Annotated in this window: 11 protein-coding genes; 10 read left to right on the top strand and 1 reads right to left on the bottom strand. The window is 44.0% G+C overall.

Annotated elements, in window-relative coordinates:
- Window positions 1–7: 7 nt before the first annotated feature.
- The 5 genes from NRIC_RS08565 (at window position 8) to NRIC_RS08545 (ending at window position 6,272) form a co-directional block, all read left to right on the top strand.
- Window positions 8–1,066, top strand: a complete 1,059-nt coding sequence (locus NRIC_RS08565; RefSeq protein WP_146622279.1) for a 2-hydroxyacid dehydrogenase — start codon at window positions 8–10, stop codon at window positions 1,064–1,066.
- Between the two features lie 11 nt (window positions 1,067–1,077).
- On the top strand, window positions 1,078–1,980 hold the full coding sequence (locus tag NRIC_RS08560) for a class II fructose-bisphosphate aldolase (protein WP_146622278.1): 903 nt from the start codon (window positions 1,078–1,080) through the stop codon (window positions 1,978–1,980).
- Window positions 1,981–2,325: 345 nt separating this feature from the next.
- The gene (adhE, locus tag NRIC_RS08555; RefSeq protein WP_146622277.1) at window positions 2,326–4,932 is read left to right on the top strand and encodes a bifunctional acetaldehyde-CoA/alcohol dehydrogenase; all 2,607 of its coding nucleotides are present in this window, start codon (window positions 2,326–2,328) and stop codon (window positions 4,930–4,932) included.
- 143 nt (window positions 4,933–5,075) lie between these two features.
- Window positions 5,076–5,570 carry a hypothetical protein gene (locus tag NRIC_RS08550; protein WP_146622276.1) on the top strand — a complete coding sequence of 165 codons (495 nt, stop codon included), beginning with the start codon at window positions 5,076–5,078 and terminating at the stop codon, window positions 5,568–5,570.
- 9 nt (window positions 5,571–5,579) lie between these two features.
- Complete coding sequence (locus NRIC_RS08545; protein ID WP_146622275.1) at window positions 5,580–6,272, top strand: aspartate/glutamate racemase family protein; 693 nt, start codon at window positions 5,580–5,582, stop codon at window positions 6,270–6,272.
- A 43-nt stretch (window positions 6,273–6,315) separates the two neighbouring features.
- Here NRIC_RS08545 and NRIC_RS08540 read toward each other — a convergent pair whose 3' ends face one another.
- Window positions 6,316–8,352, bottom strand: a complete 2,037-nt coding sequence (locus NRIC_RS08540; protein ID WP_146622274.1) for an FAD-dependent oxidoreductase — start codon at window positions 8,350–8,352, stop codon at window positions 6,316–6,318.
- Between the two features lie 136 nt (window positions 8,353–8,488).
- On the opposite strand from NRIC_RS08540, the gene NRIC_RS08535 reads away from it, so the two are divergent.
- From NRIC_RS08535 to NRIC_RS08520, 5 genes are all read left to right on the top strand, one after another.
- The gene (locus tag NRIC_RS08535; RefSeq protein ID WP_175580034.1) at window positions 8,489–9,463 is read left to right on the top strand and encodes an AraC family transcriptional regulator; all 975 of its coding nucleotides are present in this window, start codon (window positions 8,489–8,491) and stop codon (window positions 9,461–9,463) included.
- Window positions 9,464–9,603: 140 nt separating this feature from the next.
- Entirely contained in the window at window positions 9,604–10,989 is a 1,386-nt protein-coding gene (locus NRIC_RS19540; protein ID WP_227873771.1) for a sigma 54-interacting transcriptional regulator, read from the top strand.
- Window positions 10,990–11,020: 31 nt separating this feature from the next.
- The gene (locus NRIC_RS19535; RefSeq protein ID WP_227873770.1) at window positions 11,021–12,118 is read left to right on the top strand and encodes a PRD domain-containing protein; all 1,098 of its coding nucleotides are present in this window, start codon (window positions 11,021–11,023) and stop codon (window positions 12,116–12,118) included.
- Window positions 12,119–12,303: 185 nt separating this feature from the next.
- Window positions 12,304–12,726 carry a PTS sugar transporter subunit IIA gene (locus NRIC_RS08525; protein ID WP_146622273.1) on the top strand — a complete coding sequence of 141 codons (423 nt, stop codon included), beginning with the start codon at window positions 12,304–12,306 and terminating at the stop codon, window positions 12,724–12,726.
- The gene (locus NRIC_RS08520) at window positions 12,723–13,199 is read left to right on the top strand and encodes a PTS sugar transporter subunit IIB (RefSeq protein ID WP_146622272.1); all 477 of its coding nucleotides are present in this window, start codon (window positions 12,723–12,725) and stop codon (window positions 13,197–13,199) included. Before NRIC_RS08525 ends, NRIC_RS08520 begins: the two co-directional genes overlap by 4 nt.
- The last annotated feature ends 1 nt before the right edge of the window (window position 13,200 follow it).

The following is a 13,200-nucleotide window of genomic DNA, read 5'->3' as shown; positions in this document are numbered from 1 at the left end:
GTAAAACATGACAAAGATTGTATATGTATCTGAAGGATTAATCACATGGCAGGATCTTGAGGAGCGAGGCATTCCAGAAAGAATAAAAAAATTCGAGGCTTTAGGGATTGACAGCTTCGAATTTATTGAGGATCGAGCTGCCTTTGAACAGGAGAAAGATTTACGTAAAGCAAATTTACGTTTGGAAAAGGAAGGTCCTAATTGGGTAAGACAATCTCCGGATTTTTTTGAAGGAATTCAAGAGGCAGAAATCATTATTTTACACTATTCAGCGGCAGGAAAATTATTTTTCGATGCAGCAAAAAAATTAAAGCTGTTGTGTGTAATGCGCAGCGGTGTTGAGAATGTTGATATGGATGCAGCTAAGGAACATGGTGTAACTGTCTGTTTTTCACCAGGTCGTGCCTCGGAGCCAGTTGCAGATTTTACATTAACGTTGTTGCTGTCATTGATGAGGAAATTGCCGCAGAACAACATGGCTGGCTTAAAAAAATGGAAAAAAGGCGTTCCGATGGGTGAAGAAGGGATGCTGCAGAATGCAACAGTAGGCCTATTCGGTTTTGGAATGATCGCCCAAAAAGTAGTTTTACGATTGAAGGGCTTTGGCTGCAACTTACTCGCTTATGATCCTTGGGTATCTACAGAGTCTATGCTTGAACATACGGTTACCAAAGTAGACTCTTTGGGAGAACTATTTGAAGTCTCCGATTATGTCTCCGTACATGCCCGACTCACTAAAGAAAACTACGGAATTGTGAATAGCGAACTGCTGGGACGAATGAAGCCTACTTCTTATTTAATAAATACAGCAAGAGCGGGTCTAATTAATGAAGAAGATTTAATCGAGTGTCTGAAACAAAAAGGGATTGCAGGTGCTGGATTAGACGTATTTAATCAAGAGCCTCTCCCAGAAAATCATCCCTTCTTGAGCTTAGACAATGTCATTGTCACACCTCATGTAGCTGGGAATGGAGGAGATTTTATTCTCCGATCAATTGAAAGTCCGTTGAAAGAAATTGAGCATTATCTAAAAAATGAAGAACATGAATTTCAAGTAACTATTTAAGGAGGAAAAGTATGTTAGTTTCAGCAAAAGAAATACTAGATCGAGCAAACAAAGAAAATTACGCTGTTCCAGCTCCGGTTGTTCAAACTGAATTGAATGCGAGGGTGGCGATTCAAGAGGCTGTAAAGAAAAATTCTCCAGTGATTTTACTAGTTCCACTGATTTTTGATTACGATGTAGATTTATTTGGTAGATATTTAAAACAATTAGCTGATCAAGTGTCGATTCCAGTAGCTATTATGCACGACCATGGCTCTGATTTTGAAACAGCCATTGCTTGTATTAAGGCAGGGCTGTCCAGCATTATGGTAGATCGATCACAGCTTCCTTATGAAGAGAATATTCTTCAGGTAAAAGAGCTGGTAAAGGTTGCTCATGCTGCGGGAGTCAGCGTAGAGGCGGAATTGGGACATGTTGGAATGGCTACCAATTATGAAGAAGACTGTGAAAAGAATTTAACTGAACCGGATTTGGCTAAACGCTTTATTGAAGAAACCGGAATCGATTGCCTAGCTGTAGCGATCGGTACTGCTCATGGTGCTTACAATCATGGACAACAGCCAACAATTGATTTTGATCGGTTGAAGAAAATTAAAGAAGTAACGAATAATTTCCCATTAGTTCTCCATGGAGGATCAGGTACTGGGGATGAGTCTTTGAGCCAAGTAGCCCAACTTGGAATCAATAAAGTAAACATTGGATGTGAATTATTTACAGCTGCAATTCAGACTATAAAGGATGCAGATACAGGAGGAAATGGTGCTTATGCACTAACGAACCTAATTAGTGAAGGGTATGGAAAACGGTTAGCACATTTCTTTGATGTTTTAGGTTCCACGAATAAAGCATGGACAGCTTTGACTTTAGATAAACAAGTAATTGGTGTGGAGCTAACAGAAGATACAATTTTATAGGAAGCAACGAATAGATGAGACAAACGCTATATTGAATTGTCTCATTTATTTGTGTATTCGGATCATTGAACAACTATTGGAATTGAGGATAAATAATTCTGGTTGAGGATCTTCTCACGAATAAGAATGATTTTATTGATATCTGTGAATAAGTGAATTAAGCAGATGGCAATACTTTTTGATCTTTAGAAAATACCACTAAGCGCGTAACAATTGGCACATTTGTTAAAGAATAAAAAAGTGTGAAAAAAATCACAGAAATCTATTTACAAATCAAAAACTGTATTGTATGATAGCAATGTGAAAAAGTTAACAAATAATTTTAAGTTTTTTAGGAGGACTCACATGGCTAAAGCAGTTGAGAAAGAAAAAGAAACAATCAATGTTGACCAAGTCATCGACGAATTAGCAGCAAAGGCGAATGTTGCCGCAAAAGAAATGGAAGATTTTGATCAAGAGAAAGTTGATCATATCGTTCATGAAATGGCAATGGCTGCACTAGACAAACACATGATGTTAGCAAAAATGGCTGTTGAAGAAACTGGCCGCGGGATCGTCGAAGACAAAGCGATCAAAAACATGTACGCTTCAGAGTATATCTGGAACAATGTGAAGCATGACAAAACGATCGGTATTATTGGCGAAGACAAGCAAAGAGGCTTGATCGAAGTTGCTGGTCCTGTCGGCGTCGTTGCAGCAGTCGTTCCTACAACGAACCCAACGTCAACAACGATCTTTAAAGCAATGATTTCCTTGAAGACAGCAAATGCTGTAATCTTCTCTTTCCACCCATCCGCACAAGAGTGTTCAAAAGAAGCTGCACGCATCGTTCGTGACGCTGCGATCGCTGCCGGAGCTCCTGAAAACTGTATCCAATGGATTGAAAAGGAAGAATCTTCAATTGAAGCAACACAAAAATTAATGAATCATCCGGGTGTAGCAATCGTATTGGCTACTGGCGGACCTGGCATGGTTAAATCAGCATACTCAACTGGGAAACCAGCTTTAGGGGTAGGTGCTGGTAATGTACCTGCCTATATCGAAAAAACTGCAAAAATCAAACGTGCGGTCAACGACCTGATCGTTTCTAAAACGTTTGATAACGGCATGATCTGTGCTTCTGAGCAAGCAGTCATCGTCGACAAAGAAATCTACGATGAAGTGAAGAGAGAATTCGAAGCACACCAAGTCTACGTAGTGAAGAAAAATGAATTGAAAAAATTAGAAGACGCTGTTATGAATGAAGGCAAATATGCGGTAAATGCAGCTATTGTTGGCCATTCAGCAGAAGACATTGCACAACGCGCTGGCATCAAAGTTCCTGCAGGCACAAAAATGCTGATTGCAGAATTAGATGGCGTTGGAGCAGATTATCCATTGTCTCGCGAGAAACTTTCTCCTGTTTTAGCAATGATCAAATCAAACGACCATGTACATGGCTTCGAACTTAGCCAAGGCATGTTGGAATTAGGTGGTTTGGGGCATACAGCAGTAATCCATACAGAAGACGAAGATCTGCAAGTGAAATTTGGCTTGAAAATGAAAGCTTGCCGTGTCTTAGTTAATACACCATCTGCAGAAGGTGGTATCGGTGATATCTACAACGAAATGATTCCATCATTGACTCTTGGTTGTGGTTCATACGGTAAGAACTCTGTATCTAAGAACGTATCTGCTGTTAACCTGATCAACGTTAAAACTATCGCGAAACGGAGAAATAATATGCAATGGTTTAAATTACCGCCAAAAATCTTTTTCGAAAAGAATTCTCTATTGTATTTGACAAAAATGGAGAACGTGGAACGTGTCATGCTCGTTTGTGACCCAGGAATGGTTCAATTTGGCTATGCAGACGTAGTACGCGAAGTATTAGGTCGTCGCAAAAATGACGTGAAGGTTGAAGTCTTCTCAGACGTTGAGCCGAACCCTTCAACAAACACTGTTTACAAAGGTCTAGAAATGTTCAACGAGTTCCAGCCTGATACAGTGATTGCTTTAGGTGGTGGTTCTGCGATGGACGCGGCGAAAGGTATGTGGATGTTCTTTGAACACCCAGACACTTCATTCTTCGGCGCGAAACAAAAATTCTTGGATATCCGTAAACGGACCTACGGAATCGCTAAGCCTGAAAAAGCGAAATTGGTATGTATCCCAACAACTTCTGGTACAGGTGCCGAAGTAACACCATTTGCGGTTATTACCGACAGCGAAACACACGTGAAGTATCCGTTGGCTGACTACGCGTTGACACCAGATGTAGCGATCGTTGACCCTCAATTCGTTATGACTGTACCTGCTTCAATCACAGCAGACACTGGTATGGACGTATTGACTCACGCGATCGAGTCTTATGTATCTGTTATGGCCTCTGACTATACGCGCGGATTGAGCTTGCAAGCAATCAAACTTGTATTTGAAAACTTGGAAAACTCTGTGAAGACAGCAGACGAAGTGGCAAGAGAAAAAATGCATAATGCTTCAGCAATGGCTGGTATGGCATTTGCGAACGCCTTCTTAGGAATTTGTCACTCTGTTGCGCATAAGATCGGTGGAGAATATGGGATTCCTCACGGACGTACGAACGCAATTCTATTGCCTCATATCATCCGTTACAATGCCAAAGATCCACAGAAACATGCGATGTTCCCTAAATATGATTACTTCCGTGCAGACACAGACTACGCAGATATTGCGAAATTCTTAGGTCTAAAAGGCAACACAACGGCAGAATTAGTGGAAGCATTGATTTCAGCAGTGTATGACCTTGGTGTGAAATGTGGCATCGACATGAACCTGAAAGCACAAGGTGTGACGCAAGAAACTTTGGATTCAACAGTTGATCGTATGGCTGAATTGGCTTACGAAGATCAATGTACAACGGCGAACCCGAAAGAACCATTGATCAGCGAGCTGAAACAAATCATCGTGACTGCTTACGATTACAAACAATAAGCTGAACGAACTAAAATCCCGACAGAATAATCGCTGTCGGGATTTTTTTCTTTTATTTTTTCCTCAAATTAATCAACTTTGATTGTTCCTTCAAGAAAAAAAAGTTAGACTAGGATTAAAAGGAAAAGAGAGGGAAGACGCATGTGGAGAAGCTGACACGGGAACTAAACGAATTAAGCATTTTGAATGCCGAGCTGGATTCTTTGGCAACATTTTTGACCGAAAAGCCAGCTTTAATGAATAAAAAAGCCCTTCAGATTTTTATTTTGGATCTTCGTGATTATGTTGCTGAAGTGGGGCGTATCTCAGAAATCGTTTCTAGTCCCACGATTGAACAGCACGAGCCTAGAGAGATCAATCATTTGCTGACGAAACAAAACGAACTGATGAAGGTGATCCGCCGTGATTTTCTCCGGGTAAACGCCGGGAAGAAGACGGATGAAAAGATTTTTGGGCTAGGAGAGAAACAAATCGAAGAGCTGACGAAGCAGCTGGATGCCTTGCATGTTTTGAATCAGTTTTTGCTGCAGGACAACTTATCTTTCCAAGCGATGATCGAAAGTATCTCCTTGACCAGCAATATTCGGGTAGGGAAAAAGCAATCATTTATGCAACGATTATTCAAGAAGAAAGGCTAGGAACAGCAAATGAAAACGATCGGTTTATTAGGCGGGATGAGTTGGGAGAGTACTGTCAGCTATTATACAAGGATCAACCAGGGAATCAATCAAGCCTTGGGTGGACTTCATTCAGCAAAGATTTTACTGGCTAGCGTCGAATTCCAGGAAATCGAAGCCTACCAGCAAACCAACCAATGGGAGAAAAGTGGAGAGGTCCTAGCTGGGTATGCCAAGGCGCTAGAAAATGGTGGTGCTGATTTTCTATTGATTTGTACCAACACCATGCACAAGGTTGCTCCGCAAATCCAGGAGCAGCTGACGATTCCGATTTTGCATATCGCAGATGCAACGATCGAAGTGCTTAAGCAGCAAGGCATCCAAACGATCGGGCTTCTGGGAACCCAATATACGATGACTCAGGATTTTTACAAACAGCGCATCGTGGAGCAAGACATCGAGGTATTGATTCCTGATGAAGCCGCGATCGAAAGGATCAATGATATCATTTTTAACGAGCTGTGTTTGGGTGAGTTAAAAGCAGAATCAAAGGCTTTCTTTTTAGAGGTCGTTGATCAGCTTGCGTCAAACGGAGCGCAGGGCGTGATTCTAGGGTGTACAGAGATTGGCTTGCTGATCCAGCAAGCTGATACCGATCTGCCGCTGTTTGACACAACGGAGATTCATTCAGAAGGTGCAGTCAGAATGGCTTTAGAAGATTAAAATAGCAGAGTGCCCATGTCACGGCACTCTGCTGTTTTTTTAGTTAAGCATGCATTGCTTCTTCGTAAGCAGCCCAAATGGCATCCATTACATTTGTCGGTTTCTTGGCATCTCCAATCAAATGTACATGGTCTGCTTCGATTGCTTTGTACAAGGCATCATCTGACGTGTACCCGATCGATACCACAATGTCGTCTGCAGGGATCTCGTGGGGTTTAGGAAGCCCTTGTGTACCCAAGGCGAACATGTGCTGTGCACGATTGGCTACATTCGGGTAATTCTTCACGGTCTCAGTTACATAAGCGATTCCGGCTTCATATCTATCGACCACTGCATTTTTGATCACAGTGACTTGGTAATAATCTAAAAGCTCCATCATCATGTTGTAGTTGGCGGCGGACAAACCAAAGGCATTTAGAATTGTTTCGCTGGCTTCAATGATGGTGACTTTTTTGCCTTTTTTAGCCAAATCGTAGGCAATCTCACAGCCGGTCAATCCACCGCCGACGATCACAACGTGGGTTCCCGTGATTTCCTTTTCACGCAGGGCTTCAATCGCATAGGTCACATGGTCGCCGTCGAAGCCTGGCGTGTTCAATCTGCGTTCGACTGCTCCAGTGGCCACGAAGATTTCATCGTAATTTGTTGTTTGTGCTTCTGTTATTTCGGTGTTCAACTGGACATGTACTTTTAGATCGGCCATCTGTTTTTTGTACCAAGCGAGTAATTGGCGGTCGTCCTCTTTAAAATCAGGGGTCGCTGCTGCAACAAACACACCGCCCAGCTGATCGGTTTTTTCAAATAGATGCACCTCATGTCCGCGGATCGCAGCCACACGAGCAGCCTCCATTCCGCCGATCCCGCCGCCAATAACCAAAATTCTTTTCTTAGTTTCCGCTGGAGTTAGTGCATAACTTTTCTCCCGACCGCAGGCTGGATTGACTGCACAAGAAATGTCTTTGCCTTGGAAGATTCGCCCTAAGCAGCCTTGGTGGCAGTAAATACAAGGGCGAACATCGGCCAATCGTCCCTCTACGTATTTGTTTGGAGCCTCTGGATCTGCTAACAATGGACGGCCCATTCCCATGATGTCGAGTTTTCCTTCGGCGATCACACGGTCGGCCAGATCGGGTTCATCAAATCGTCCGGCACAAGCCACCGGGATCGAAACGACTTCTTTTACTTTCATTACGTCCTCTAGATTGCAGGCTTTCGGCATATACATCGGCGGATGCGCCCAAAACCAGGAATCATAGCTGCCGTTGTCGCAATTCAGCATATCATAGCCGAATTCCTCCATCTTCTTGGCAACGATCAAGGATTCCTCGTAGTCACGGCCTTTTTCTTCAAATTCTTCGCCAGGAATCGCGCCGCGGTTGAAATCTTTGACATAACTTTTCACACTGTAACGCATAGATACAGGGAAGTCTTGGCCACAAGCGGCTTTGATCGCTTCTACGATTTCTTTGATGATCCGCAAGCGATTTTCAAGGGAACCACCATATTCGTCGGTCCGGCGATTGAAAAAGGAGATCACAAATTGATCCAGCAGATACCCTTCATGGACAGCATGGATCTCTACACCGTCACCGCCAGCCTCTTGGACCAGCTTAGCGCCTTTTGCAAAATTCTCGACATATTGTTTGATCTCTTCTTTGGACATGCCGCGGTCGATCTTGGTTGGGTCCCAGACATTTTGGATTGGGGCAGGTGCAGGACAAATGCCCGTCAGGCCATGATTGGCACGGCCGGTTAGCGAGGTCAATTGAACAAACACTTTACTGCCGGTCTCGTGGACGCCATCCATCAGGTATTTCATGTCTTTCACATAACCTTCAGGATTGCTCAAAATACAAAAGCCCATATTATCAACGACAGGCATCAACCCGGTGATGATCAATCCAGTGCCGCCTTTTGCGCGGGCGATGTAATAATCTGCACCTTCTTTTGTATAGGCGACCGTTTCTGGACTTAGCAGGCGTGGGGAGAAGACCCCCATCGGCATCATAGCAATACGGTTGGGAATTTCAACAGGTCCAATCTGCAAAGGGGAGAACAAATGAGTAAAATGTGATGTCATACCGCAATTCCTCCTTTTAAATAAACTTGTGAAAAAACGATCAAAGAGTATAATTTAAGTATAGAGTATCTGCTGGAAAACGATATGATTTTGGCGCCTGGGAAGTATAATTATTACGCGAGGGGAGCGAAATTGGATGGTTGAAAGAGGGATTCGCTGCACACAATTTTCAAAGTCGCTGGATTATTCAGAAGGTCTGTCTCAGTTGAACTATCGCTATACGATCAACGGCTCAAAGGAACCCGGATGTGTTTTTAGAATATACCAGATGGACCAAATGGTGTTGACCCACAGTATCGTCGACCGCTCCCAAGGAATGTTTACCCGCTCCTCCCAAGACCACACCAATTATCTAGGTTTGCGTTTTATCAAGACCGGACGTGAAACACATGCGAACCAACAAGAGAGGTGTGTGTTGACCGACTATACGATCGGGATTTTTGACCTGCGAATGACCAGCAGCTACGAAAGGGAAGAACGAACAGAAGGGATCAACCTCTTTATTCGACGAAATGGACAGACAGAAGAGCTGCTGCCACTTCCGCTGACCAGCAAGATTCTAGAGGCGGAAAGAGGAATGGGCAGAATGCTGCTGGAAATGATTTTTCAGATTACTGAGCAGTTTCCTTATTGTACAGAAGCAGAAAATCGGTTGCTGCTTCAGCGGTTTATCCAGCTGTTTTGTGAGTGGACGAGTCAAACTGCGCCTTTTTTAACACGTGAGACTCACAATGAGCTGCTGGTAACAGCGACGGATTACATGCGGGCCAATCTCTGGGATGCAGAGCTTTCGATCGAACAGACCGCTTCTTATTGCCAGACGTCTATTCGAACCTTGCAAAAGGTGTTTCAAAAGGCGGAGCTGTCCTTCAGCCATTATTTGAATGACCTGCGTATTACTGCGGCGGCGATCAAGCTGTATCAGACAAGCCAGCCGATCACTTCGATCGCTTTTCAATGCGGCTACAATCATTCGGCCTATTTCAGCAAACGATTCAAGGAGAAATACCGGCTTTCACCCATGGATTACCGCAAAAAGATGCAGGACCTGCTGAAGCTGGAAACGCTCGGAGAAAGAGACTGTCCCTTGCTGCTAAAAAAGGTTTTATAAAAAAGGGCCGATCGAATAGTAAAACCAAAATGGTTGCTCACTGAGGGCGGAGCAGCTTTTCAGTTCTAAAGAAAAAGGAGACTATTGAAAGCCTTTTATTTCCTGTGTACAATATGTGTATCAAAAAGGAGGGTTGCCTGATGGGGAGAAAGGAACTGATTTTTGAATTTTTACAAGATCAAACCAAGCTGTTTATCGCTGGGGACACTTTTGCAAAGATCGAGTCGACAGCGATCGCTGCAGAGCTGAATATTGCACGTTACAACGTAAGTCGTGACTTAAACAGGTTGTCTGAAGAAGGAAGGGTTCTAAAGTTTTCGGGCAGGCCTGTTTATTTTCTTACTCGAGAGCTGATCGAGGCCAAGGTAGGCAAAAAAATCTCTGATGAGGACGAAGTGACCTTAGAAAAGATTCAAGAAGCCTGTACCGCTGAAGCCAGTGGCGGGCTTCCTGAAGACTATCCTTTTACAGAATTGATCGGCTATGACGGCTCGCTGGAAAATGCGGTGCGACAAGCCAAAGCCGCTTTATTGTATCCGCCGAACGGGCTGCATACGTTATTGACAGGCCCTTCTGGTTCTGGGAAAACGACATTCGCCCGTTTTATGTATCAATATGCCAAACGTGCAGGGACCTTGGCAGAGGATGCTCCGTATGTCGTTTTCAACTGTGCGGATTATTCCAACAACCCTCATTTACTGCTGGACCACCTTTTCGGACATGTGAAGCATGCGTTTACTGGTGCAGAAACAGATAAGGTCGGGTTGATCGAGTCAGCCAATCGGGGGATTTTATTCTTAGATGAGATCCATCGTCTGCCGCCAGAGGGACAGGAAATGTTGTTTTCGATCATGGACCGTGGCGAGTATTATCGTTTAGGGGAAACTGGAGCTCCTCATAAGGTTCAAGTATTGATCATCGGTGCCACGACAGAGGAGATTCAGGGCACGATCCTAGCTACTTTTTTGAGACGCATTCCTTTGACCATTACGATGCCAAGTGTCAAAGAACGCGGACTGGCAGAAAAAATCAAACTGATCTATTTTTGCTTCAAACAGGAATCGAAGAAAATCAACCGCAAGCTGCAGGTCAACGAAGACGTGATCCGATTCTTCTTGCAATACGATCCCGTAGGAAATATTGGACAGATCAAAAATGACGTTCAGCTATTGTGTGCCAATGCGTTGGTTGACAGCATCTCAAATCAGCAGGACACGGTCCAAGTGAAATTATCTCATTTATCGACGTATTTGATCGACCAATTCTACTACGCTCATTCAAATGAGAGGGACGATCAGCAAATGCGGGAAAAATTAAAGCTGCTCCAGATCGATGAGTTTGTGTTTACTCCGCAGGAAGAAAAAAACGCGGATCCTTTTTTATTGGTCGATGAGGAGGAAAGTGTTTCTCGCGACGTTTTGGCAACTTACCAGCGCTACCTCGAAGGCAAAGGTAAAATCAATCATCCATGGCAAGACGCGCGAGCTGGCGGAAAAACAGCAAAATCGCCAACAGCCGATCTTTAAAATCGTTTCGCGGAAAAACTACGAAGTCACAATGAATATTCTAAAGAAAATTTCTCAGGTTAATCATTACCACTTGGATGAGAGCAACATCAAGAGCTTAGCTTTGCATCTGGATACGTTGATCGAAAAAATTTCAGAAGGTTATTCGTTTCGCGATAATTCCTTTTTGGAACATAAGCAGCAAAGTGACATCGAGTTAGAGAAGGAGCTGGCGGTGGCAGAGCACATCTGCCGCGAGATCTCTGATCAACTGGAAGTCGAGCTGCCGGAGAGCGAGAAGTATTTTATTTCCTTGTATTTGAAAGCGATGAACGAAAAGTACACGGAGAAGAAGATCGGTGTACTGATCCTGACGCATGGGAATGCTGCTGCAACGGATTTTGCTGCGACCGCCAATCAGCTGCTGAACGTGGAACATGCGGTGGGCTTGAACATGCCGCTTTCGCAATCGGTAGGCGAAACCTTGGAAAAGGCCACTGCGATCGTCCAGAAAATCGATCAAGGCAAAGGTGTGATCCTGCTAAGTGACATGGGCTCCTTAAATATGTTTGGTGATATCATCACCAAGAAAACCGGCATACCGACCGGAACGATCACAATGGTCACGACACCTATGGCGATCGAGGCTACGCGAAAAGCCTTGCTGCCTAAGATGACTCTGCAGCAGCTGGCGGAGGATATCGTAGAGCAAAGCGGCTACATCGGCAACAGTGTCCAAGAGTTTCAGGAAAAAAACTTGGAAGAAACCAGTGGAATCTTTGAAGACGATCGCCGCCGCAAGATCATTTGTATTTTGGAAGAAAGCCTGATTTTCTTGGATGGCACGACGATTTATGATCTTTTGGAGACCGAAGCACACAAAATCTGTGAGCATTACCAAATCGATCACTACGAGGATTTTTGGATCAAATTTTTATTCCACACCAGCAACATGATCGAACGAGCCATTCGCAAAGAACAGTTTTTACGAGAAGAGACCACCGGGATCATTCAGCGGAATCCCTCGTTGTATGACTTTTTGAGGGAAATGCTGACGCCGATCGAAAATCGGTTTGCCATCTCGATCGAAGACAGCGAAGTGACCTTTTTAATGGAGCTGATCGAAGTGAATTCAGAAATGATCGCTTAAAGACAGCACACTTCCGAATACTTAGAGCACACTAGAGGAAATAGGCAGCACACACCAGCTGAATGGCAGGATAATAAATGAGCGATGAAACAAGGAAAGCGAAAAAGCTTGGTTTGTCGCTCTTTTTTTGTTGTTTTCAATTTTGGCACACGACTTGCTATATAAAGAGACGAGGAGGTGAAAGGATGATTGGATTATTGATACTTACTCATGGGGAGCTGGCCAAGGGGTATTTGTCAGCTGCAGAATTAATTTCAGGGAAAGCAGAAAACATTGATTCACTGGGGTTATTTCATGAAACGAGTATTGAAACATTTAGAGAAAACGTTGCAGAGAAAATAGTGGAACTCGATCAGGGGGAAGGCGTTCTAGTATTTTGCGACATTTTTGGAGCCAGCCCGTATAACGTGACGGCCCAAAACTATCATCAGCTAAAGGGAAGGGTTGCTTACCGATCGGTGACAGGGGTCAATCTGCCGATGGTGATCGAAGCCATTTGCAGCCGAGAAAACATGAGCTTGGCCGAACTAGCCCAGCATGTCCAAGACACCGGGAAAGAAGGCATCAAGGAATTATTTGAAACCATGGAGAGGAAGGAACAAGGATGAGTGAAATCGTATTGACAAGAATAGACGATCGCTTGATTCACGGACAGGTGATGACTGCCTGGGTGAAGAAAACTCGAGCGAATCAAATTTTGATCATTGATGACGAGGTTGCTAAGGATGAATTTATGCGGGAAGTCCTAAAAATGTCGGCACCCAAAGGCATCGACATCGTCGTGATGGGATTAGAGGATGCAGTCGCCTTTTTGAATGAGCAGGGTGAAGCAAACAAGCGGCTGATCATCTTAGTGAAGGGGCCGGCGATCATTGAAAAATTACTGGAAAGCGGCATTACGATCAACAAACTGATCGTTGGCGGTATGGGGGCCAAGGCAGAGCGGCGCGTTTTATACAAAAACATCTCTGCTTCTGAAGAGGAACGGGCGATTTTTCAACGAATCATCGCGCGCAATATTCCAGTGGCGATCCACATCATTCCGGATCAAAAGGAGACAGATCTTTCCAAATATTTGTAGT

The sequence above is a fragment of the Enterococcus florum genome, from assembly GCF_004309355.1.
Classification (GTDB): domain Bacteria; phylum Bacillota; class Bacilli; order Lactobacillales; family Enterococcaceae; genus Enterococcus_A; species Enterococcus_A florum.
This window is presented reverse-complemented; position numbering and strand designations above follow the sequence as displayed.